Source organism: Flavobacterium akiainvivens (assembly GCF_001278115.1).
GTDB classification, from domain to species: domain Bacteria; phylum Bacteroidota; class Bacteroidia; order Flavobacteriales; family Flavobacteriaceae; genus Flavobacterium; species Flavobacterium akiainvivens.
Window position 1 is genome coordinate 3,275,057 of record NZ_LIYD01000005.1, and the last position, 21,087, is coordinate 3,296,143.

The window sequence follows — 21,087 nt, forward strand, 5'->3', positions numbered from 1 at the left end:
GACTACATGAAAAACATTCTTTTTGCCATATTATTGATTAGCCTTGCAGGTTGTGGCGACGACAGACACGATGCAGCCGATATTGAGAGCTTAAAGAAACAAAATGCTGAATTACTTAAGCAAAACAAGATTCTTAACGATTCACTATCTCTTTATGAGCAACGGTTTGTTATGTCGCAAATACTGATAGGTATTCCGGATGCGCAGATTGCAAAAGTGGGAAAAGAAAATAATATCAAAGTAGTATTTCATCCCTATGCCATGGAGATGCCTAAATATGATATTTATGAAGTAAAAGGCAAAGATGAAATCAAGGTGGGTAGCAGCAATAAGACAATGTTTGAATACAAATTCATCCCAAAATCGCTTAAGGATAATGAGGTTAACCTTAAAGTTAAAATCCCTTTTGGTGGGCGTATTATTGAAACCCCTGCCAGTATGATCCTTAAGGTTGAAAATTAGAATAACAAATGGACTATAACTATATAAAATCGCTGCACTTAATATTTGTAATAACCTGGTTTGCCGGGCTGTTTTATATTGTGCGGCTGTTTGTGTACCACATAGAGGCTAACAGCAAGCCCTCGCCCGAAAAGGAAATCCTTATAAAGCAGTACAAGCTTATGAGCTACAGGCTGTGGTATATTATTACATGGCCATCGGCCGTACTGGCAAGCATTTTTGCCTACTGGATGCTGTTTTTTACGCCCACGGGCAATGCGTGGCTCACCCAGCCGTGGATGCACGTTAAGCTATGCTTTGTGTTTTTACTGTACCTGTACCATGCCAAATGCCACCAGATATTTAAGCAGTTGCAGCGCGATGAGGTAAAACACACTACCGGTTTTATGCGCCTGTGGAACGAGGGCGCCACACTTATTTTGTTTGCCGTGGTATTTTTGGTAATTTTAAAAAATGCCATTAACTGGATATATGGCGTGCTGGGCATTATGGCCTTTAGCATACTGCTTATGCTGGGCTATAAGTTTTACAAGCGCATCCGCGAACGGAATAACTCGTAAGTATTGAAAGAAAAATTTAAAATAAAACGGTGGTCGCTAAGGTTAAGGATATTTTTATCGCTTATCCTTATTACCCTTATTGCCTCGTTTTTAGTGGCATTGGTATCGGTTTACCAGTTTAAGAAGGAGGCAAAGGAATATCACGAAGACCGTCTGGAACGCAAGGAAAACTCTATTAAAGAGCACATAAGCTACATTCTTGCTACTACAACTTACCCGCTAAATACTGAGAACCTCCCGCTTATTTTCCGCGAACGCATACACGAGCTGGCTAACATTCAGGGTACCGAAATTAATTTGTATGACCTTAACGGGCACCTGCTTAAATCCAGCAAGGCGGCCTTTAGTATAGATACCGTAAACCAGAACATTCCGCCCAATATACTGCGGATTATACGCTCTACTGCCGAAAAGCGCTTTGTAAACGTAAGCACGCAGGCCGACGGTAAAAAGTTCCGCGCAAGCTACAGCTATATAAAAGACACGAAGTTTAAACCGCTGGGTATACTCAACCTGCCCCACATGGAAGACGACGGCTATTATGATAAAGAGCTCAACAATTTCCTTATCCGCTTTGGGCAGGTGTATTCGTTCATGCTGCTCATATCTGTGGTTATAGCCTACTTTTTGTCGAGCTACATTACCAAATCCATTAAAGAAATTACCGACCGCATTAAGGAAACCCGCCTTAATGAGGTAAACGAAAAGATAGACCTGGGCGACAGCCCGCAGGAAATAAGCCTGCTGGTAGATGCCTACAACAACCTGGTAGACGACCTTGATGAAAGCGCTGCCCTGCTGGCCCAGAAAGAGCGCGAGGAAGCCTGGCGGGAAATGGCCAAACAGGTAGCCCACGAAATTAAGAACCCACTTACACCCATGCGCCTTACGGTACAGAGCTTTGAGCGCAAGTTTGATCCGGCCGACCCTAATATTAAAGCCAAGCTGAAAGAATACAGCGCCACATTAATACAGCAGATAGACACTATGACATCGGTGGCATCGGCATTTAGTAGCTTTGCCAGTATGCCGGCACAGCAAAACGAGACGCTTAACGTGGTAAAAATCGTGCAGCTGGCGCTGGAAATTTTCAATGAGCCTTACATTACGTTCCAAACGGAGGAAACCCGCATTGTAACCCGTATGGACCGCACACAGCTTATACGTATCATTACCAATCTGGTTAAAAACGCCACACAGGCAATGGATGAATACCAGCCACACCCACGGGTAGTGGTGCACGTTTTCCGCCAGGGCGACCGTGCTAAAATCACTGTTAAAGACAACGGTAAGGGTATAAGCGTTGAAGATAAAAGCCGTATTTTTGAACCTAAGTTTACCACCAAAAGCAGCGGCATGGGGCTTGGCCTTGGTATTATAAAAAACATTGTAGAAAACTACCACGGCACCATAAGCTTTGAGAGCACGCCGGGTGTGGGCACCATGTTTACGGTATCATTGCCCATTACCATTATAGACCTGCCCGAGCATAACGAAGAACCAAACAACTAAATATATTTAAAATGGCTTACGAAAACATTACGGCAACCGCCGAAGATAACATAGGGGTTATTACCATAAACCGCCCCACAAAACTTAATGCCTTAAACAGGGCTACTATTACCGAGCTTCACGATGCTATTAAGGCCTATGATGCCAATACATACGTTAAGGCCATAATTATTACCGGTACGGGCGAAAAGGCTTTTGTAGCCGGCGCCGATATTGCCGAATTTGCCAATTTTAGTGTTGAAGAAGGCGAAAAACTGGCCGCCCTGGGGCAAACCCTGCTGTTTGACCTGGTGCAAAACCTGGGCACGCCTGTTATTGCTGCCGTTAACGGTTTTGCCCTTGGCGGAGGCCTTGAGCTGGCTATGGCGTGCCATTTCCGTGTAGCGAGCGATAATGCAAAGATGGGCCTTCCGGAGGTGTCATTGGGTGTAATCCCGGGATACGGGGGCACACAGCGCCTGCCGCAGCTTATAGGCAAAGGCCGCGCATTTGAAATGATTATGACTGCCGGTATGGTAGGTGCCGAAGATGCTAAGGCATGGGGGCTTGTAAACCATGTGGTGCCACAGGCAGAGTTGCTGGACTTTACTAAAGGCATTGCCGCAAAAATTATAAAAAACAGCCCTGTTGCCATTAGCAAAGCCATTAAGGCCGTTAATGCAGGCTATACTATTGACGGCTATAACGAAGAGATAAGGGGCTTTGGCGAGGCATTTGGCACTGAAGACTTTAAAGAGGGAACAACTGCTTTTCTTGAAAAGAGGAAGGCTGAGTTCCCGGGGAAATAATTTTTTGTCATTCTGAGCGTAGCGCAGCGGAGTCGAAGAATCTTTTAAAGGCACGAGTGAAGCTATCCCCTCTTGAGAGGGGTAGGGGTGTGTTTTAAAGATTTCTCCGCTGCGCTGCGCTCGCAATGACAAACTGCATCTTTATAGTAAACCATGTTCCCCATAGCCTACCACCCCATATACAAACACCCATTGCCGGAGGGGCATCGTTTCCCTATGGTAAAATATGAGTTGCTGCCCCAGCAGCTGCTGTATGAAGGTACGGCTGTACAGGCCGATTTCTTCAGCCCCGGCATACCTGATTTGGCTCCTGTACTGGCGGTGCACGATAAAGGCTATGTTGATGATTTACTCAACCTTACGCTTAACCCGCGTGCGGCACGGAAAACGGGTTTTCCGCTTTCGGCGGCATTGGTAGAGCGGGAGCTGCGCATTGCACAGGGCACTATTACGGGTGCAGAAATGGCACTGCAAACGGGCATTGCCTTTAACATTGCAGGGGGTACACATCATGCCTACAGCACCCACGGCGAGGCTTTTTGCCTGCTGAACGACCAGGCTATTGCAGCACGCTACCTTTTAAACAACAACCTGGCCAAAAAGATACTTATTGTAGACCTTGATGTGCACCAGGGTAACGGCACTGCCGAGATTTTTGCCAATGATAGCGGGGTGTTTACCTTTTCGGTACACGGGCAAACGAATTATCCGTTTAAGAAAGAAACGTCAAGCCTTGATATTGCCCTTAAAGATGGGACTGGCGATGCCGAATACCTTGCCATAATTGAGGAAACCCTCCCCAAACTGATTGATGCCGAAAAGCCTGATTTTATCTTTTACCTGAGCGGGGTAGATATACTGGCTACCGATAAGCTGGGTAAACTGGGCTGCACCCTAAACGGTTGTAAACAGCGCGATGCCCTTGTGTTTAACCTGTGCCACAAGCTGGGCATACCGGTGCAGTGCAGCATGGGCGGCGGCTACAGCCCCGATATAAAAGTTATTATAGAGGCACACGCCAATACCTACAGGGTAGCGCGGGGCGTGTATTGATTTTTAAGGAAATACTTCAAAAAGTAAGCACAAATTCTGTAGGGACAAATGAACGTGTTTCCCGCTATATTGAGCATCCACAGCGTTTTTGCCTGACCCAAAATAGCGCAGGTTTGAGCGAAGTTTAATCTAATTCCTGGCTTCTAATTTTCTTTCCCCTTTCAAACAGCACATAATCCAGGCTCCACCTGCCGGGGCCGGCAAAAAAGAACAGCAAAAATAGCAGGGTAAAGCAGGCGCACATACCCCCGTTGAAGAAATTGCCGCCCGAGGTAAACCAGATAATAACCATCATGGTAAGGATAAGCGGCCACACGATAAGCCTGGTAAACAGCCCCAGGATTAAAAAGATACCCCGGCCAGTTCGGCTACCTTGGCCAGGTAAGCGCTTAGTTTTGGTGCAGGAAAGTGCTGTTCTGTAAGAAAACGGGCATAATCTGCCATGAGGGGCTGGTTAAACATTTCCCACCCGAATTTAATGATAAGGATTCCGGTAAAAACACGCATAATGGCAATGCCCTCTGCCCAGGCCGGTTTTGCAGTAAAGATTTTTGAATTCATAAACAGTGAATGTATTTGGTTATTGCCGCAAAACTAAAAGCACCTGGTAATAAGGCAGGTAAAAGCCTGTAAAACGATTGTAAACAAATGTAAAATCTGCAAAAGGGCACTTGTAAAAACGTGTAAAATTGTACTTTTAGGCATGGTTAAATACATCTATATAATCCTCGCCTGTGCGGTGGTATCGCTCAGTGCTTTTGTGGCGGCGGGCCATACTGCACCCCCTAAAGAACAGGCGGTTGCCCTGCGCACCATAGGCCATGAACTGCTGCTAACGGGTGGCGACACTACATCGCGCATCCTCCCCATAAAAGAAACGGCTCCCGGAGCGTTTGAAATACATTTTGAAAAGCCCATTGCCCTTAACCCCGATGCCCTGGCCGATATTGTTGCAAAACAGGAAAAAGCCGGGCTGCTGCCAAGCGGATATGTGGTAGAAGTACACGGCTGTGCCGATGGTGCCGTGCAGTATGCCTATGCCATACCCATAGAAAAAGGCGAAACCCTGCCCTGCCTGGGCCGCCCGCTGCCCAAAAGCTGTTATTACATTAGTATCTCTTTAAAACAGGACACCCAGCTGGCATGGCTTTCGGCGGGGGTACTGCCGCTGTTTTTGTTTTTAGGCCTGCGGTTTTACAAAAAGAAACCGGTTGGCTCCCCCACTGAAGCAGAATGCTTAACCATAGGCACCGCAGTATTTTACCCGCAGCTGCAAAAACTCAGGGTGCAGGGCAACAGTATATCCCTTACGGGAAAGGAGGCACGCGTACTGCATATTTTTGCCCAGGCTATAAATGAGGAAATTCCGAGGGAACGCCTGCAAAAAGAAGTGTGGGAAGACGAAGGCGTTATTGTAGGCCGCAGCCTTGATATGTTTATCTCCAAGCTTCGCAAAAAGCTACAGCCCGAACCCGGTGTACAGCTTGTAAGCATACACGGGCGGGGGTACAAACTGGTGGTTGAATGACAGGTTGAACCTGCCCCTATTAAGCGTTTTCTACAAGTGGCGAATGGTTTGAGTGAAGCTCAATCTAATTTCTAACTTCTAATTTCTGACTTTTATTCCCCGTCCATTTCCCGTTGCAGGGCTTCATAAAACAGGCCGGTGTGGTAGCCGTCCATAAGGCCGTGGTGCACGTGTAATGATACGGGCATGGTGCGTTTACCTGCTTCATTTACCGTCATTTTACCTATCGAAACCTTGGGGCAACTATCCGGAAACGTAAAGCTGCGGGCGTGCGACAGCGATGTAAAATCAATCCACGGTATGGCCGAAAAGTGGATGATATTATCCATATCAAATGTACGGGTTATAAGCCCCGGGGTGTTTTGCACGCGGGCAATCTCTGCCTGTGCGCCGGCAACAAAAGTGTGTAAATCAGGGTAGTATTCCATGAACGAAAAGCCAAAGGTGGTATCGTCCCGCATTACGGTGCTGGATACGTCTACCTGCTCATGCAGCCATACCTCGCCGTCTTTTATGCGGTAGCAAAACGCCTCTATACCGTTAACGGCGGCAAGGGTTTTGTGCAGGTAGTATAACGAAAACGGCACACCGGCCTCTTTGGCAGCGGCATAGCCTTTTGTGCAGTCTATAGTGGCTACAAGGCCAAAGAACGGTTCTTCAAAACGGCTGAAAAACTCAAAATGTTCCTTTCGGGGCCAGGTGGTAAGGTCTAACTTAACGGGCATTGTTTTGATTTTTGATTGACGGACAAAGATACTCCATTAAGTCAAATGTCGAAAGTCTTAAAGTCGAAAGAGTAGAGGCCGACTACATGAGCGAGAAGATCTTCCAAATAAGCAGCACGGCGCACACCAGCCCCATTACTGATGCCGCTACCCTTAACCCACGGTTGCTGTTGCGCAGGTTGAGAAAGATAAAGCCGCTTGCCGTGAGCAGTAATATGCTAAAGGCCGTAAGCCACCGCGCGTTGCGCAGCGACTCAGGGTAGTTATACAAATACTGGGCACGGGCATATTCAAAATCATCAGGGCTGTTACCGGCAGCCACAAACCACAGGTAAAGGTCGGCCAATACGGCTATGAGTATAATGATGGCAATGCCAAAGAGGAAGTGTTGTTTTTTCATTAGGTTAAAGATAAACAAAAAATGAGGCCTTCAAGCCTCATTTTTATAGTGTTCTATGTGTCAGATTATTAACTTATAACCTCACCATTCCCAACACCCTCAACATCAGGATTTAGGAATACCAGCTTGCCATCAGGCTGCTGTGTCATGAGTATCATGCCCTGGCTCTCAACGCCGCGCAGGTTGCGGGGCGCAAGGTTAACCAGTACCGTAACACGCTTACCTACAACCTCTTGTGGGGTAAAGCTCTCAGCAATACCGCTTACTATGGTGCGCACATCTATGCCTGTATCTACCTTAAGCACAAGCAGTTTGTTGGCTTTTGGCATCTTTTCAGCCTCTATAATAGTACCGGTACGGATGTCCATTTTGGCAAAATCATCATACTGAATCAGGTCCTTTTGTGGCGTAACTACCTTATTTTCAGCCTTGTTTGCTGTTTTTGTAGCCTCCAGCTTGTCGACCTGTTTTTGTATGGTTTCATCTTCAATCTTGGCAAACAGCAGCTCGGCCTGGCCTATAACATGGCCGGGAACCAACAGGTTTTGCGTAACGGCAATATCGTTCCAGCCCAGTGTTTGCGGGGTACGGGCAGCATCGTTAAAGCTAAGTGTTTCATCTACAACACCCATTGCAATAACGGCTTCCGGCCTTGGGTCAAGCTTCAGGATGTCTTTAAGTTTGGCGGCGGTAAACGGCAGGAATGGCTCGCTCAATACGGCAAGAGATGTTGCAATTTGCAGAGCCACAAACATTTGCGTTTTTACACGCTCCGGGTTTTCTTTAATCATCTTCCACGGCTCCTCGTCGGCTAAGTACTTGTTACCCAAACGGGCAAGGTTCATAAGCTCTACCAGAGCCTCACGGAAACGGTAGCGTTCTATACTGCTGGCAATCACGGCCGGGTAGGCGCGCATTTCAGTCAGCGTGGCGTTATCAACATCTGTAAAGTCATTGGGCACAGGCACTTCGCCGTTGTAGTATTTGTTGGTAAGCACCACCACACGGTTAATGAAGTTACCAAAAATGGCCACTAACTCATTATTATTGCGTGCCTGGAAATCTTTCCAGGTAAAATCGTTATCCTTAGTTTCTGGCGCTGTGGCCGTTAGCGAATAGCGCAGTACATCCTGCTGCCCCGGGAAATCTTCCAGGTATTCGTTAAGCCAAACCGCCCAGTTTTTAGAGGTTGAAAGTTTATTGCCCTCAAGGTTAAGGAACTCATTTGCAGGCACATTGTCCGGCATAATGTAGCTGCCCTCCGCCTTTAGCATGGCCGGGAATATCACGCAGTGAAACACAATATTGTCCTTGCCAATGAAGTGCAACAGCTTGGTATCGTCGCTTTTCCAGTAGGGTTCCCAATCTTTACCTTCGCGCTCAGCCCATTCCTTAGTGCTTGATATATAACCAATTGGCGCGTCAAACCACACATATAGCACCTTGCCTTCGGCGCCTTCAACCGGTACGGGAATACCCCAATCCAAGTCGCGCGTAACGGCGCGTGGCTTCAGGCCGTCTTCCAGCCAAGATTTTACCTGACCGTAAACATTTGGTTTCCAGTCGTTTTTGTGGCCTTCTAAAATCCATTCACGCAGGAATGCATCATACTGGTCAAGCGGAAGGAACCAGTGTTTTGTGCTCTTAAGTGTTGGCGTTGTGCCGGTTATGGTACTTTTTGGATTAATTAGGTCGGTTGCGTTAAGCGATGTGCCGCAGTTTTCGCACTGGTCGCCATAAGCACTTTCGTTGCCACACTTGGGGCAAGTGCCTGTAACAAAGCGATCTGCAAGAAACTGTTCAGCCTTTTCGTCATACAGCTGCTCGGTAACTTCCTCTATAAACTTGCCGTCGTTATACAGTTTTTTGAAGAATTCCGACGCCGTATCGTGGTGTATTTTAGCCGATGTACGCGAATAATTATCAAACGAAATACCAAAGTCCTGAAAGCTTGACTTAATGATACTGTGGTACTTATCTATAACCTGCTGGGGGGTAATGCCCTCTTTTTTGGCTTTCATAGATATGGCTACGCCGTGCTCATCGCTGCCGCAGATAAAGGCTACATCGCGCCCCTGAAGCCTCAGGTAGCGGCTGTAAATATCGGCAGGAACGTAAACCCCGGCCAGGTGGCCTATGTGTATGGGGCCGTTAGTATAAGGCAATGCTGCGGTAACGGTATAGCGTTTCGGGTCTTGTAACATTCTTCTTTGAGATTTTAAGAGCCCAAAGTTACGAAAATTTCGGGAAGGTACTGAGGTACTAAGTTTCTTAGGTTCTGAGGGGTTTTAATTTTTCACTTTCTGCTAAAAAGTGTCTTTTTTGAGGGTACTTTTGATAGTCTTTTGGCTGTTTCCACCTCAAAAAGTGCCTAATATTTCACAATTGGAGTTTGGATTCGCTTAAAAAAGCACTTTTTTGGGTGTTTTTTACCGTTTTTTGCCATTTTTTGCCATTCCGGTCTTGCACCCCCTCTACGGTGTGAAATATTACTTTTTGGTAATTTGAAAATTGGGCCATTTGGTAATTCGTTTTTGTTTGATAGTTCACTTTTGGATTATGACTTTTTGAACTACCAAAAAACCGGGATTTTACTTACCCTATGGAGTGAAATATTAAAATGGCGATAATGCTTTTAAAAGCTTACCAGGATTTTGGCGGTTATCCCAAAAACCGGTAATAAAAATTTTGGTGTTTTCTATCCTGTAAAAAATGCTGTAGTGTCCTAATGATAATACCCTTGTATTTTGATAAACTGTGATTTTACCTATCTCGGGATTTTGTTTCAGAATTTTAGTACGTTCATTAATTTTCGCATACAATTTTCTTGAATAGGCGTAACTCTGGTTGCGTTCGTTCCAATATTCAAAAACAAGGTTACGTTGCCTTATGGCAGTTTGGGTCCAGGCAATGGTTATTGTAGCCATTCAGGGTCAGATGCCTTTAAATCTTCTTCAGATATTACCCTGCCATTAACAATATCGTCATCGCTCATGGCAAGCATTTCAATTTGTTCAGATGAAAGCCCAACAGTTTCTTCTGAGGCTGAAGTTTCAAAAATGGTACTGATTGCCTGTAGCAAGCGCTCGTTTTGCGTGGCCAGTATCCTGTCAATCAAACTGTTTTTAATATTTTCTAAAGCGGTCATGGCATCATTGTTTGATAAGTATAACGAAGTTACATAAATTTTATTTAGTTGTAACCATTGTCCCTGTAAACTGCGACTGCGACTTACCCGAGGCAAAAGCCGAACTGAGCGAAGCTAAAACTTTACCTCCCTTTCCAACCCTCCACACCCCCGCCTGCATCTTTCCCTAAAAATACCACCATTATGAGAACATTACTCCTTATTGCCCTGATGCTGTGCGGTGTGGCCCGTGCCCAGGATGTTGCCGTTTATTTTGATTTTGACAGCTATGCCCTTACGGCCAATGCCAAAACCGCGCTCGACAACGACTTTAAAGACCTTAAATACTACCAGAGCCCAAACCTGGAAATACAGGGCTTTACTGATGACACCGGCGCTTCTGCCTATAACGATACCCTGGCGCTTAAGCGTGCCCGAGCCGTTGAAGCCTACCTCAAACAGGTTAACCCCACCCTTATTACCCGGGTTAACAGCCAGCGCCTCAGCACCTGGCCCGCCGGCACTACCGATGCCCAAAAGCGCCGCGTAACCATAAAAGTAAAAAGCCTGGAGGTTTGCGGCTACCAGGAACTCTATACAAAAAACATTACAACCGCCGAAGGTGTTACCGTTATTGCCGCTGACTTTTATGGCCGGAGCAACCTTGTGGTTAATTCCAGCCTTTCGGCGGGGCAAATGCTAAGGAACAATATGTATGGCATTGATATAAACAATAATATCCTTAAAACCTTTGGCATGGTAGCCATACAGGGCGGCAGCGATGACGGCTATTACACCGTTATGATTCCTATTGAAGAGGCAACCGACCCCGATATGACTGTGTGGCTGGGCGAACAGGGGCGTGATGGTGTGAGGTGGAGAAATTCTGATATTAAAATTGAGAAAGACCCTAAAGGCAGGTATTATACCCTGAAAGTACCTGTAGGCGACTACAGTTGGTGCTGGGTAAACCTCGACAAGCCCACCAACTTTACAAGCGGCACGCCAATGTCTGTAGAATACAAAAAGATATATGTGCATACCGATAAGGCCTACGGGTTTAACAATGTAAACATAGGCGGGCCACGCGGCAGGGTGGGCTTTTCGGCAAAGCTTAACGATACGCTGTATGTGTTTACCGTAAACAGGAAAACCAAAACCCAAAACCTCAATTTTAAAGGGTGGCTGCCCGGGCAGAAAAAAACCGTTACCTTCAGGCTGGACCGTTGCACCTATAAGCAGGATGCACTTGATAATGATTATTATGTTATGAATAAAAGCACGTTGCAGAAAAAGAAAACCGGCTTTTGGGCGTGGCTTTCAAGGCAGTTTTCATAGCAAAAGCTATTCACATACTATTGTTTTTATGAAGCTTTTTCTTTGCCGGGCAACGCCGTTAATGCCAGAAATATAGAAACAATCAGCGCATAACGCAACAGGCTTTCAATACCCGTATGGGCGGTATCGCTTACAAAAGAATACACATTATAGGCTATCTTTAAAAAGACTACGGTAAGTATCCCAATAATGATTGCTTTCTTCATAATGCTTTAATCTAAGTTTTCTTATGTGGCAAAGATAAACAACAAGGGCTCCTGTACAAACGGGAGCCCTTGCTTTTGCAGAAGAAGAAGAAGAAGATTGGTGGGTTACACCACATTAACAATAAGCAGCAGCGTGTTAATCACCACGCTTGCTATAAGCAGGTTAAATACCAGCTTAGGAGGCTGCTGTGCCAGTACGGCGCCGTTAAACCCCGAACATAATACTACCGTAAAAAACAGCTGTACCATTTGCACGGGCGTTACGCCGTTCATTAATATAAACATTGCGGTAAGGCCGCCCAGGCAGCTTTGTACCATTACGCTCATGGTTGTAAACCCGTAATAACCGCTTTTATATGTGTTTAGTAAATTTTGATAAGTGCTCATAACCTTAAGTGTTTAATTATGAGGTAAAATTACACCGCACACCCAGCTAAACACATGATATTTATCATGTTACAGAAAGTGTTTTATGCGTAAAATAAGGTGTTCCCGGTTTAGTTTCCTGTAAAGTTTAGCAAAGGTTCCCTGCAAAACCCGGCAGGGCGCGTTGGCTCTGTGCTTTCCTGCCGCAGGCGGCCACATCAAAATGTCTGTGTATTTCACTGTTTCCTCTGTTAGGCGCTGTGGTACAACCCGAAAACTTTGTGTAATTTTGTGAAACACCACTACAATTTCAAAGCTAAGGAGCCAAGTGGCTCAGTAGTTAAGAGGCTAAAAAAAAACAAACAATGCAGGTATCGGTTTTGGGGTGCGGCAGGCTGGGCCATTTTGTTGCCGGCCAGCTGGTTAAGAGTGGCTATGCCGTAAAAGGCTCTACCACAACACCCGGCAAGCTTTCTATATTGCAGGATAGCGGCATTGTGCCCTACCTGGTAAACCTTGAAAACCCCGAGCCCGAAACCCTGGGCGGTTTTTTGCAGGGTAGTGAAGCGCTTATCATCAACATACCGCCAAAAATTAAGGAGTCAGCCATATCATACCCCGATAAAATGCGGGCATTAGTGCCCTTTATAGTGCAGGCAGGCATTACAAAAGTGCTGTTTGTAAGCTCTACTTCGGTCTATGCCGATGCGTTTCCGTTTCCGGTTATAACCGAGGAAACCCCGCCCAACCCGCAAACCGAAAGCGGCAGGCAGGTTTTTGAAGCCGAACAGGTGCTGCAAAATACTACCGCTTTTACAACCACCATACTGCGCCTTAGCGGGCTTTTTAGCGAATTGCGCCACCCCGTGCAGCAGCTGGCAGGCCGCCAGGGCATAGACAACCCGCTGGCCCCGGTAAACCTTGTAAGCACCGCCATGGCTACCTATGCCATGTTTCGGGTTGTAGAGGCTAATGCCTGGGGGCAGGTGTTTTTAGCAGCCTACAGCCACCACCCCCTGCGTGAAGAATATTACACCGCAAAGGCAAAGGCATTTGGGCTTCAACCGCCGAAATTTAACCACAGCGCGCCATCTGTAGGTAAAATTATAGAGGCACATAAAACCCAGGCTGTGCTAAATGTATGGCTTAGCGGCGAGGTGTAAAAAATCCCGGTTAAACCTGTATGCATAACCCGCACAACTTTGGCGCGGGATTTGTACCTTTGCACTGCAATTGCACCACCATGAAACACCTGCGCCACATACTGTTATTCGGCATGTTAAGTGTGCTGTTTTCCTGCCAGGACGACGCCGCACAGCACGCTGCCGAGATTAAGGAAATTACCAAGAAAAACAACAATGCCTTTAAGGACATAAGCGCCAAATGGGCGTTTAATATACCACAGCCCACACCCGCTGCTGCCGGGCAAATGGCCAACTGGCAGGAGTGGAAGCTCTACACCAAAGAGCTGGCACAAAAACCCGCCGCCGGGCTCGATGCCTATCGCAAAAAGGCAAAGGCCATGGTAACCCGTACTGAAGGCCTGCTAAACAACATACCGCCGCTGTATGATAACCCCGCTGTGCGCACCCGTATAAGCGTGCTTATTACAAAGGTGCGCCTTATAAGCACGTTTATTGATGCCGATAACAACATACCGGCAGATCGGATTATAGCCCTTATAACCGATATTAACCGCGAAAGCGCCCTGCTGCTCCTGCAGTTTGACGAGCTGGTGCGCCGCAGCCAGATTCGCACAGAACAGGGCGAGGAAGAAATGATCCGTGCGCTCGATACCGTGCGTATGGCAAACCCCGATGTTATGGCACAGCCCGCTACCGGCACACCACCGCGCAGGCAGCCCGCACAGCCCAGTTACCAAACAGGCAGGCAAACACCCTAATTACACCTTGTTTTGAAAGAAGAAATAGTAAACATATACACCGGTTCGGCTAAGGTAAAGCAAATAGCCGCGGCCCTGCAACAGCGCGAAAACAAGCTCCATGTAAAGGGGCTGCTGGGTTCGTCGTTAAGCTTTGTGGTTGACCCGCTTTTCCGCGAAAGCGGATTGCCTTTTTTACTCATCCTTAAAGATAAGGAAGAAGCCGCCTATTACCTTAACGACCTCGAGCAACTGGTAGGAGCTGACGATGTGCTGTTCTATCCCGGTTCTTACCGCCGCCCCTATCAGATAGAAGATACTGATAACGCCAGTGTGCTGCTGCGTGCCGAGGTGCTTAACCGCATCAACAGCCGCAAGAAGCCCGCCATAATAGTGTCGTACCCCGAAGCGCTTTTTGAAAAAGTGGTTACCCGTAAGGAGCTGGACAAGAACACCCTTAAAGTTGCGGTGGGCGACCAGGTTTCGATAGATTTTATTAACGAGGTGTTGTTTGAGTACGAATTCCGCCGTGTGGATTTTGTTACCGAACCCGGCGAGTTCAGCGTACGCGGGGGTATTGTAGACGTTTTTTCGTTCAGTAATGACAACCCCTACCGTATGGAGTTTTTTGGCAATGAGGTAGACAGCATCCGTACTTTTGACGTAGCCAGCCAGCTTTCGCTTGAAAAGAAGAACAAAATCACGGTTATCCCCAATCTTGAGAACAAGCTGCTGAACGAAAAGCGCGAAGGCTTCCTGGAGTATATCAACGAAAAAACCGTACTGTTCATACAAAATACCGATGCCCTGCTTACCCAGCTCGATACCCTGTACCGCAAGGCAAACGAGGCATTTGACAAGCTGAGCAAAGACATTAAGCACGCCACGCCCGATGAGCTCTTTGTAAACCAGCAGGCCTTTGTTAAAAAAGCGCTCGATTTTACCGTGGTAGAACTGGGTAGCCAGGCCACGTTCCGCACGCAAAAAAGCTTTGAGTTTTACATACAGCCGCAACCGTCGTTCAACAAGCAGTTTGACCTGCTGCTCAACAACCTGAACGACAACCACGCAAACGGCTACAAAAACTATATTTTTTGTGCCAACGATGCCCAGGCAAAACGCTTTCACGACATATTTGAAAGCCTTGACGAGGCCAATCACGAAAACATCCGCAAGCAGTATAAAACCATTGTTACGCCCCTGTATGAGGGCTTTATAGACGAGGAAAACCAGCTTGCCTGCTATACTGACCACCAGATTTTTGAGCGCTACCACAAATTCAGCATCAAGAACGGGTACAGCAAAAAACAGACGATTACGCTTAAGGAGCTCAACTCGCTTAGCGTGGGCGATTATGTAACGCATATAGACCACGGCATAGGCAAGTTTGGCGGCCTTCAAAAAATACAGGTTGAGGGCAAAACCCAGGAAGCCATTAAGCTGGTCTACGCCGAAAACGATATTGTGTACGTTAGTATACACTCGCTGCACAAAATATCTAAATACAACGGCAAAGACGGTGCTCCGCCCAAAATATACAAGCTGGGCAGCGGCGCCTGGAAAGCCCTGAAACAAAAAACCAAGGCGCGCGTTAAGCACATTGCCTTTAACCTTATCCAGCTGTATGCCAAGCGCAGGCTGGAAAAGGGCCACCGGTTTGCGCCGGACAGCTACATGCAGGCCGAACTGGAATCGTCGTTCATATATGAAGACACCCCGGACCAGGTTACCGCCACGCGCGATGTAAAGGCCGATATGGAAAGCGACCGCCCTATGGACCGCCTGGTGTGTGGCGATGTGGGCTTCGGTAAAACCGAAGTAGCCATTCGTGCTGCGTTTAAAGCCGTAGATAACGGCAAGCAGGTGGCCGTGCTGGTGCCTACTACAATCCTTGCATTCCAGCACTACAAAACCTTTAGCGAGCGTTTAAAAGATATGCCGGTTACGGTAAGTTACCTTAACCGTTTCCGCACCGCAAAGCAAAAAGCCGAGACCATTAAGGGACTTGAAGAAGGTAAGGTAGATATCCTTATCGGCACCCACCAGCTGGTAAACAAGAACGTTCAGTTTAAAGACCTTGGGCTTCTTATCATCGACGAAGAACAGAAATTCGGCGTAAACGTTAAGGACAAGCTCAAGACCATTTCGCAAAACGTAGATACCCTTACGCTTACGGCAACACCTATTCCGAGGACATTGCAATTCTCACTCATGGCCGCGCGCGACCTGAGTGTTATTACCACCCCGCCGCCCAACCGATACCCTATTGAAACACAGGTGGTAGGTTTTAACGAGGAGGTTATCCGCGATGGCGTGGCCTACGAGATTTCACGCGGGGGCCAGGTATTCTTCATCCACAACCGTATTGAGAACATTAAAGAGGTTGCCGGTATGATTCAGAGGTTGGTGCCGCATGCCAAGATAGGCGTAGGTCACGGCCAGATGGACGGCAAAAAACTGGAGGAATTAATGCTTGCCTTTATGGACGGCGCATTTGATGTGCTTGTAGCGACTACCATTATAGAAAGCGGCCTTGATGTGCCCAATGCCAACACGATTTACATTAACAACGCCAATAACTTTGGCCTGTCTGACCTGCACCAGATGCGCGGGCGTGTGGGCCGTAGCAACAAAAAGGCGTTCTGTTATTTCATTACCCCGCCCTACAGCGCCATGACCGAAGATGCCCGTAAGCGCATACAGGCCCTGGAGCAGTTTAGCGAGCTGGGCAGCGGGTTTAACATTGCCATGAAAGACCTTGAAATTCGCGGTGCGGGCGATTTGCTGGGTGGTGAGCAAAGCGGTTTCATTAACGAAATTGGCTTTGAAACCTACCAGAAAATCATGAATGAGGCCATAGACGAGCTTAAGGAAAACGAGTTTAAAGACCTGTATGATGAGGTGGAGGGCGAAACCGGCAAGGAGAAAGAATATGTTAAAGATTTGCAGATTGATACTGACTTTGAGCTGCTGTTCCCCGATGAGTATGTAAACAACATTACCGAGCGCCTTAACCTGTATAACGACCTCGCCGCCCTTAAAACCGAAGACGACCTTGTAGCGTTTGAAGCCCGGTTGGTAGACCGTTTCGGGCCGCTGCCTAAAGAGGCACAGGCGCTTATGACAAGTATGCGCATTAAGTGGCTGGCTACAAAAATGGGCCTTGAAAAACTGGTATTAAAGCAGGGCAAAATGGTGGGCTACTTTGTAGGCGATCAGCAAAGCGACTACTACCAAAGCGGTACATTCTACCGCGTACTCAAATTCGTGCAACAACACCCAACCCTTGGCAAAATGAAGGAAAAGCAAACCAAGAACGGCCTGCGCCTGTTGCTTACCTTTGAGAACGTTAAGACGGTTAAGAGGGCACTTGATTTGCTTACGTTGGTGTTTGAATAAGCTGCTGAGTTACTGAGCCGCTTAGCTTCTTAGCTTTTTTCACATGCTGTTGTGGCGGGCAGAGGAACGGAGCGTGGCCATCTTTTTGTTAAGGAATTTTTTGTAGGTTTACATACCAATAAAATTCCTCAAATCATGAATCTTGACAAAGCTTTACAAGTTTTAGAAGCCTTAGCATCGGGCTGTTCACCTAAAACCGGTGAAATAGTTGCAGACGAAAGCATACTTAATGAGCGCGATGTAATCAGGGCATTACAGGTTGCTATTGAATTACTTAAAAAAGAAACTTTTATAAGTAAAAGTAACATCGATATTCAGTCTGAAGAAATTGAATATGTAACAAATGTTTTCAGGGAAAAGTCAATAAGCTTAACTATTAATAATTTGGTAGGTTTTTTTCTGGGAACAAAAAAGTTTAAAGACTCTACAATAATAAAAAATAGCTTTTACAAGAAATATAGTGATGTATATACACAAGGACAACTGATAGATTTTTTCTCTGAATATCTTGGCGAAAATGGATTGGGCAAAAACAAAGATGAAGCATACAGAGAAATTGATTTTTTTCAGAAAGAAAGATTTAATAGGTTAACAGAGAATGCAATAAATCAGCTCAAAGAAAAAATAAATGAGATTGGTGTACTAAAGACAGAAAACCTGTCTGAATACGTTCAAAATTCGAGAAAAAATTATGCGAGGGCATATGAGTCCTGGTCTGAAAAGGAAAAAGAACTTTTAAGTAAGGCTTTAAAATACACCAATGATTTAGACCTGCTTTCTGAATGTTTCCAACGGGGAAAGGGTTCTATAGAATCGTTAGGTCAAAAACTTATTTACGAGTCGTTAAACGATAAAGTAATAAATTGATCACTCTCATAGCTGAGTAAAACATAATCCGATCATTTTTAAGAATAGCATAATTATAACACAAAATGGCATCAGCATTCTGGACATTGGAAGATGGGCGCTGCTATTCAAGAAAATGGTCTTGGATGGCTCATATGCTTTTGCTTATTACTGATGAGCTACAGCATATAAGAGGGGCTAAAGCATTTTACGAATATCTTGAACCATTTGTTTTTCGTGATGAAGAAGGCGATGAAATCAACGGCTATGGCGGGTTTATAAGGGGCGAGGAAAGTATTATGTTTAATTTTGATTTGAGGAGCTTTGCACCCCAAAACCGGGATTTCTTTTGGATGGCTGCGCAACGTGCTCTTAAAAGGCTGATAATAGCTAAAGATGCTGATAACGAAGGCAGTATTTTTATACTTACTATTTTGTTAGATATGCACAAACGCATACTTAAAAAAGAAGACCCCATGTTGCTGAATCATCTTACTGTAATTGAGCCTGAGCCTGAAGAAAAACTGGGTCCGGGATGGGGATAAATTCCCCCGCTGGCGCGAGCCTCTGGCTCGTGCGCTCATGGTAAAGCACGAGCCAGAGGCTCGCGCCAGTTAAGAAAGAAGTTCATCATAAACTTATTTCCCCTACCTTTATAAAAACAAAACCTAACCATGGCACAATTAAACCCTTACATCCACTTTAACGGCAATGCCGAAGAAGCATTCAATTTTTACAAAGCGGCCTTTGGCGGCGAATTTTTGTCGCTGGTACGCTTTAAAGATTTCCCAAACCCTGAGCCCGCATTACCAGAGGAAGAAGCCAACAAAATCATGCACATTTCGTTGCCCGTATCGGCCAACAGCGTATTGATGGGCAGCGATGTCCCTTCGTTTATGGGCACGGTAAACGAGGCCGAAAACCGCAGCAAAATATCTATAGCAGCCGATAGTAAAGAAGAGGCCGACAAGCTATACAACGCGCTTTCAGCCGGCGGAACCGTAGAAATGCCCATACAGGACAGCCCGTGGGGTTCTTACTTTGCCATGTTCCGTGATAAGTATGGCATTGAATGGATGGTGAGTTTTGACTATAAAGCGTCTTAGCTACTGAGCCGCTTAGCTGCTGAATATTTTATTGCTATGGCGGCGATTGCGTGAACCATACTTGCAAAAGTGGTTAAAAATCAGTATATTTGGATTGTGAAAAAAGAACCTTTATATAAGCGTTTTGGAGAGTCGAGGTCTGTAGAACAGATGTCGCGGTCTGCTATTGCTACTTTTAAAATAGAAAATATAGATGTGTCAGATGACATGATGCGTATTGCTATTGAGAAAGCAAAACAAAGGCTTAAAGCAGAGTCGAGATAACTTCCTGCATCAACTCATATTTTTTCAATCCACATTTTTGAACAGCCTCTATATATGTTTCAAAAAGGCCATCATTAATTTTTTCGAATTTTAAATCATCATAGCCCTGTTGCTGAACCATTAAGTTGGCCAATAGCCTGCTTGCCCTGCCATTTCCTTCTCTAAAGGGGTGAATAAACAATAGTTCTCCATGCACTTTGGCAACATTTATTATCAATTCCTCTTTTGAATTATAAATGCGTGGAAGCTTATTAAATATATCTTTGTCAAATTCTGCCATGCTGGCCTCAAGAAATCTTGCAGGAGGAAATGAAAATCCTGCCTTGCTGATGTTTACCTGCCTGTATTTTCCGGCAAATGAATAGAGATGGCCAAAAATAAGCGTATGAATTTTACAGATGTAACCGGTATTGAAAACGGTAGATGTTGTGAGTTCGTCATATAAAACCGCTTCAGCATATATAAACCCGTTAAGCTCTGCCTGTGCAATTTCTTGCTCAGTTTTTAAGTTTAACAAATTTGGCAGTATTTCCTGCTCATTTGGGTCTGATGCATACTTATTCATAATCAGGCTGTTCAATGGCAACCGCAGTCATCGCCACAGCCGGCTTTCTTTTTCTTTTTAAAGAAAAACTTCTTAACCAGCCAGGCAGCTGCTACGGCTACAATTGCATATGCTATAATTTGTTGTATATCCATTAAAAATAAAATCCGGCCCCAAGGGACACAAAGTTATAATTAGGCCCTGCAATTTCAAGGTGCTCAAACCCCAGCGATAAAAAGAAATTTTTACTGTGGCGTTTAATCTCTGCCTCATAAGCGTGCACGCGCTCTTTATTTATATGAGAAAACGTAGCACCCGCAGCAAGGCTTATGCGCTTCTTAAAAAAATATTCGGCGTTAAGGCCGTAGCTTATACCGGCCCGGTTTACACCGCTGCCCACAAAGCCTGCACCCAGCGTCCAGCCCAGGTTAAAACGCTCAAGGCGAATACGGTCGTATGCAAAGTTAAAGTAAAAAACCGAGAGGTTGTCATGTGTATTTTCGCCTATTTGTTTCTCCAGAATCTGATAGTAATCAGTAGTAAAGTAAAAATAGCGCCACGGCCTTATTTTAGCCTCAAGGTGGTTGCCATATAGCGCGCCATAACCATACAGAAACTTGTTTTTAACATCAAACCTAAAGGCATCTTTAACAAGGCTGTCGCCTTCAAACGGGCGGTAATAGTTGCCCGTTTCGGTATATTGATACGGGTGGTGGGTAAGTACATTCCGGCTCAGGTGCGGTTCTTCGTCATAATAGCCCACAGCCCCCCAGTAGCCCACCATCAACACATAATCTACAAAGGCAAAAAACAGCGTACCTTCTATCGATTCTTCGTCAATCTCATTGCCGGAATCGTTGTCATCGTCATCGCTTTTACTGCTGTTCAGGGTCTCTTTAGAAGTTTCTATTTTGTTTTGGGCAACCATCAGGTAGGGCAGGCAGCACAAAGCCACCGCCAGCAGGGTTTTCTTCATAAGGC

At 45.9% G+C, this 21,087-nt stretch carries 25 protein-coding genes; 13 read left to right on the forward strand and 12 right to left on the reverse strand.

From position 1 onward, the window contains the following. Positions 1 to 6 precede the first annotated feature (6 nt). The 5 genes from AM279_RS14805 (at position 7) to AM279_RS14825 (ending at position 4,375) form a co-directional block, all read left to right on the forward strand. Positions 7 to 462, forward strand: coding sequence for a hypothetical protein (locus AM279_RS14805; RefSeq protein ID WP_143090441.1), 456 nt, complete (start codon positions 7 to 9; stop codon positions 460 to 462). An 8-nt stretch (positions 463 to 470) separates the two neighbouring features. Next, entirely contained in the window at positions 471 to 1,022 is a 552-nt protein-coding gene (locus AM279_RS14810) for a CopD family protein (protein WP_054408810.1), read from the forward strand. A 3-nt stretch (positions 1,023 to 1,025) separates the two neighbouring features. After that, on the forward strand, positions 1,026 to 2,534 hold the full coding sequence (locus tag AM279_RS14815; protein ID WP_054408811.1) for an ATP-binding protein: 1,509 nt from the start codon (positions 1,026 to 1,028) through the stop codon (positions 2,532 to 2,534). Positions 2,535 to 2,545: 11 nt separating this feature from the next. After that, on the forward strand, positions 2,546 to 3,322 hold the full coding sequence (locus AM279_RS14820; RefSeq protein ID WP_054408812.1) for an enoyl-CoA hydratase/isomerase family protein: 777 nt from the start codon (positions 2,546 to 2,548) through the stop codon (positions 3,320 to 3,322). Between the two features lie 153 nt (positions 3,323 to 3,475). Continuing rightward, positions 3,476 to 4,375, forward strand: a complete 900-nt coding sequence (locus AM279_RS14825) for a histone deacetylase family protein (RefSeq protein WP_054408813.1) — start codon at positions 3,476 to 3,478, stop codon at positions 4,373 to 4,375. Positions 4,376 to 4,499: 124 nt separating this feature from the next. Here AM279_RS14825 and AM279_RS14830 read toward each other — a convergent pair whose 3' ends face one another. Together AM279_RS14830 and AM279_RS14835 are read right to left on the reverse strand one after the other, a co-directional pair. Further along, complete coding sequence (locus AM279_RS14830; RefSeq protein WP_054408814.1) at positions 4,500 to 4,691, reverse strand: hypothetical protein; 192 nt, start codon at positions 4,689 to 4,691, stop codon at positions 4,500 to 4,502. A 26-nt stretch (positions 4,692 to 4,717) separates the two neighbouring features. Beyond that, positions 4,718 to 4,936: a DoxX family membrane protein gene (locus tag AM279_RS14835; protein WP_054408815.1), complete on the reverse strand. Its 219-nt coding sequence runs from the start codon at positions 4,934 to 4,936 to the stop codon at positions 4,718 to 4,720. A gap of 142 nt (positions 4,937 to 5,078) precedes the next feature. Here AM279_RS14835 and AM279_RS14840 point away from each other — a divergent pair, with 142 nt between their 5' ends. Next, complete coding sequence (locus tag AM279_RS14840; RefSeq protein ID WP_054408816.1) at positions 5,079 to 5,903, forward strand: winged helix-turn-helix domain-containing protein; 825 nt, start codon at positions 5,079 to 5,081, stop codon at positions 5,901 to 5,903. A gap of 92 nt (positions 5,904 to 5,995) precedes the next feature. Here AM279_RS14840 and AM279_RS14845 read toward each other — a convergent pair whose 3' ends face one another. The 5 genes from AM279_RS14845 to AM279_RS14865 all read right to left on the reverse strand — a co-directional run bounded on the left by AM279_RS14845 (position 5,996) and on the right by AM279_RS14865 (position 10,176). After that, entirely contained in the window at positions 5,996 to 6,628 is a 633-nt protein-coding gene (locus AM279_RS14845; RefSeq protein ID WP_054408817.1) for a chloramphenicol acetyltransferase, read from the reverse strand. An 82-nt stretch (positions 6,629 to 6,710) separates the two neighbouring features. After that, positions 6,711 to 7,028 (reverse strand): hypothetical protein, encoded by a 318-nt coding sequence (locus AM279_RS14850; RefSeq protein WP_054408818.1) that lies wholly within the window; start codon positions 7,026 to 7,028, stop codon positions 6,711 to 6,713. Positions 7,029 to 7,096: 68 nt separating this feature from the next. Next, positions 7,097 to 9,232, reverse strand: coding sequence for a methionine--tRNA ligase (gene metG, locus AM279_RS14855; protein WP_054408819.1), 2,136 nt, complete (start codon positions 9,230 to 9,232; stop codon positions 7,097 to 7,099). Positions 9,233 to 9,643: 411 nt separating this feature from the next. Continuing rightward, positions 9,644 to 9,955, reverse strand: coding sequence for a type II toxin-antitoxin system RelE/ParE family toxin (locus AM279_RS21055; RefSeq protein ID WP_054408820.1), 312 nt, complete (start codon positions 9,953 to 9,955; stop codon positions 9,644 to 9,646). Continuing rightward, on the reverse strand, positions 9,943 to 10,176 hold the full coding sequence (locus AM279_RS14865) for a hypothetical protein (protein ID WP_054408821.1): 234 nt from the start codon (positions 10,174 to 10,176) through the stop codon (positions 9,943 to 9,945). Before AM279_RS14865 ends, AM279_RS21055 begins: the two co-directional genes overlap by 13 nt. A gap of 183 nt (positions 10,177 to 10,359) precedes the next feature. Between AM279_RS14865 and AM279_RS14870 the strand changes: the two genes are divergently transcribed. Beyond that, positions 10,360 to 11,493, forward strand: a complete 1,134-nt coding sequence (locus AM279_RS14870) for an OmpA family protein (RefSeq protein WP_082344241.1) — start codon at positions 10,360 to 10,362, stop codon at positions 11,491 to 11,493. 26 nt (positions 11,494 to 11,519) lie between these two features. Here the strand turns inward: AM279_RS14870 and AM279_RS14875 are convergent, their stop codons facing one another. Beyond that, entirely contained in the window at positions 11,520 to 11,699 is a 180-nt protein-coding gene (locus AM279_RS14875; RefSeq protein WP_054408823.1) for a hypothetical protein, read from the reverse strand. Positions 11,700 to 11,804: 105 nt separating this feature from the next. Beyond that, positions 11,805 to 12,086, reverse strand: coding sequence for a hypothetical protein (locus AM279_RS14880; protein ID WP_054408824.1), 282 nt, complete (start codon positions 12,084 to 12,086; stop codon positions 11,805 to 11,807). A 344-nt stretch (positions 12,087 to 12,430) separates the two neighbouring features. Between AM279_RS14880 and AM279_RS14885 the strand changes: the two genes are divergently transcribed. The 6 genes from AM279_RS14885 to AM279_RS14910 all read left to right on the forward strand — a co-directional run bounded on the left by AM279_RS14885 (position 12,431) and on the right by AM279_RS14910 (position 19,298). Then, complete coding sequence (locus AM279_RS14885) at positions 12,431 to 13,228, forward strand: NAD(P)H-binding protein (protein WP_054408825.1); 798 nt, start codon at positions 12,431 to 12,433, stop codon at positions 13,226 to 13,228. A 20-nt stretch (positions 13,229 to 13,248) separates the two neighbouring features. Next, entirely contained in the window at positions 13,249 to 13,968 is a 720-nt protein-coding gene (locus AM279_RS14890) for a hypothetical protein (protein WP_143090440.1), read from the forward strand. Between the two features lie 33 nt (positions 13,969 to 14,001). Beyond that, positions 14,002 to 17,346: a transcription-repair coupling factor gene (gene mfd / locus AM279_RS14895; protein ID WP_394331221.1), complete on the forward strand. Its 3,345-nt coding sequence runs from the start codon at positions 14,002 to 14,004 to the stop codon at positions 17,344 to 17,346. Between the two features lie 135 nt (positions 17,347 to 17,481). Next, the gene (locus AM279_RS14900; RefSeq protein ID WP_054408828.1) at positions 17,482 to 18,213 is read left to right on the forward strand and encodes a hypothetical protein; all 732 of its coding nucleotides are present in this window, start codon (positions 17,482 to 17,484) and stop codon (positions 18,211 to 18,213) included. Between the two features lie 65 nt (positions 18,214 to 18,278). After that, a complete protein-coding gene (locus tag AM279_RS14905) occupies positions 18,279 to 18,737 on the forward strand; it encodes a hypothetical protein (protein WP_054408829.1) in 459 nt (152 codons plus the stop codon). 129 nt (positions 18,738 to 18,866) lie between these two features. Continuing rightward, positions 18,867 to 19,298, forward strand: coding sequence for a VOC family protein (locus AM279_RS14910; RefSeq protein WP_054408830.1), 432 nt, complete (start codon positions 18,867 to 18,869; stop codon positions 19,296 to 19,298). A 244-nt stretch (positions 19,299 to 19,542) separates the two neighbouring features. Here AM279_RS14910 and AM279_RS14920 read toward each other — a convergent pair whose 3' ends face one another. From AM279_RS14920 to AM279_RS14930, 3 genes are read right to left on the reverse strand one after another with little or no spacing between them, the layout of a single operon-like run. Further along, on the reverse strand, positions 19,543 to 20,127 hold the full coding sequence (locus tag AM279_RS14920; protein WP_054410357.1) for a Fic/DOC family protein: 585 nt from the start codon (positions 20,125 to 20,127) through the stop codon (positions 19,543 to 19,545). An 11-nt stretch (positions 20,128 to 20,138) separates the two neighbouring features. Next, positions 20,139 to 20,261 (reverse strand): FeoB-associated Cys-rich membrane protein, encoded by a 123-nt coding sequence (locus tag AM279_RS14925; protein WP_074961682.1) that lies wholly within the window; start codon positions 20,259 to 20,261, stop codon positions 20,139 to 20,141. Further along, complete coding sequence (locus AM279_RS14930; protein WP_054408832.1) at positions 20,261 to 21,082, reverse strand: hypothetical protein; 822 nt, start codon at positions 21,080 to 21,082, stop codon at positions 20,261 to 20,263. The genes AM279_RS14925 and AM279_RS14930 overlap by 1 nt, the downstream gene beginning before the upstream one ends. Positions 21,083 to 21,087: the final 5 nt, after the last annotated feature.

Bases quoted from the DNA above. Each gene is read 5' to 3' on its own strand.
- AM279_RS14920 (WP_054410357.1), bottom strand. From the start codon at position 20,127: ATGAATAAGTATGCATCAGACCCAAATGAGCAGGAAATACTGCCAAAT.
- metG (WP_054408819.1), bottom strand. From the start codon at position 9,232: ATGTTACAAGACCCGAAACGCTATACCGTTACCGCAGCATTGCCTTAT.
- AM279_RS14905 (WP_054408829.1), top strand. From the start codon at position 18,279: ATGGCATCAGCATTCTGGACATTGGAAGATGGGCGCTGCTATTCAAGA.
- AM279_RS14810 (WP_054408810.1), top strand. From the start codon at position 471: ATGGACTATAACTATATAAAATCGCTGCACTTAATATTTGTAATAACC.
- AM279_RS14910 (WP_054408830.1), top strand. From the start codon at position 18,867: ATGGCACAATTAAACCCTTACATCCACTTTAACGGCAATGCCGAAGAA.
- AM279_RS14900 (WP_054408828.1), top strand. From the start codon at position 17,482: ATGAATCTTGACAAAGCTTTACAAGTTTTAGAAGCCTTAGCATCGGGC.
- AM279_RS14835 (WP_054408815.1), bottom strand. From the start codon at position 4,936: ATGAATTCAAAAATCTTTACTGCAAAACCGGCCTGGGCAGAGGGCATT.
- AM279_RS14870 (WP_082344241.1), top strand. From the start codon at position 10,360: ATGAGAACATTACTCCTTATTGCCCTGATGCTGTGCGGTGTGGCCCGT.
- AM279_RS14850 (WP_054408818.1), bottom strand. From the start codon at position 7,028: ATGAAAAAACAACACTTCCTCTTTGGCATTGCCATCATTATACTCATA.
- AM279_RS14925 (WP_074961682.1), bottom strand. From the start codon at position 20,261: ATGGATATACAACAAATTATAGCATATGCAATTGTAGCCGTAGCAGCT.
- AM279_RS14820 (WP_054408812.1), top strand. From the start codon at position 2,546: ATGGCTTACGAAAACATTACGGCAACCGCCGAAGATAACATAGGGGTT.
- AM279_RS14865 (WP_054408821.1), bottom strand. From the start codon at position 10,176: ATGACCGCTTTAGAAAATATTAAAAACAGTTTGATTGACAGGATACTG.
- AM279_RS14825 (WP_054408813.1), top strand. From the start codon at position 3,476: ATGTTCCCCATAGCCTACCACCCCATATACAAACACCCATTGCCGGAG.
- AM279_RS14890 (WP_143090440.1), top strand. From the start codon at position 13,249: ATGCATAACCCGCACAACTTTGGCGCGGGATTTGTACCTTTGCACTGC.
- AM279_RS14840 (WP_054408816.1), top strand. From the start codon at position 5,079: ATGGTTAAATACATCTATATAATCCTCGCCTGTGCGGTGGTATCGCTC.
- AM279_RS21055 (WP_054408820.1), bottom strand. From the start codon at position 9,955: ATGGCTACAATAACCATTGCCTGGACCCAAACTGCCATAAGGCAACGT.
- AM279_RS14805 (WP_143090441.1), top strand. From the start codon at position 7: ATGAAAAACATTCTTTTTGCCATATTATTGATTAGCCTTGCAGGTTGT.
- AM279_RS14880 (WP_054408824.1), bottom strand. From the start codon at position 12,086: ATGAGCACTTATCAAAATTTACTAAACACATATAAAAGCGGTTATTAC.
- AM279_RS14875 (WP_054408823.1), bottom strand. From the start codon at position 11,699: ATGAAGAAAGCAATCATTATTGGGATACTTACCGTAGTCTTTTTAAAG.
- AM279_RS14885 (WP_054408825.1), top strand. From the start codon at position 12,431: ATGCAGGTATCGGTTTTGGGGTGCGGCAGGCTGGGCCATTTTGTTGCC.
- AM279_RS14930 (WP_054408832.1), bottom strand. From the start codon at position 21,082: ATGAAGAAAACCCTGCTGGCGGTGGCTTTGTGCTGCCTGCCCTACCTG.
- AM279_RS14845 (WP_054408817.1), bottom strand. From the start codon at position 6,628: ATGCCCGTTAAGTTAGACCTTACCACCTGGCCCCGAAAGGAACATTTT.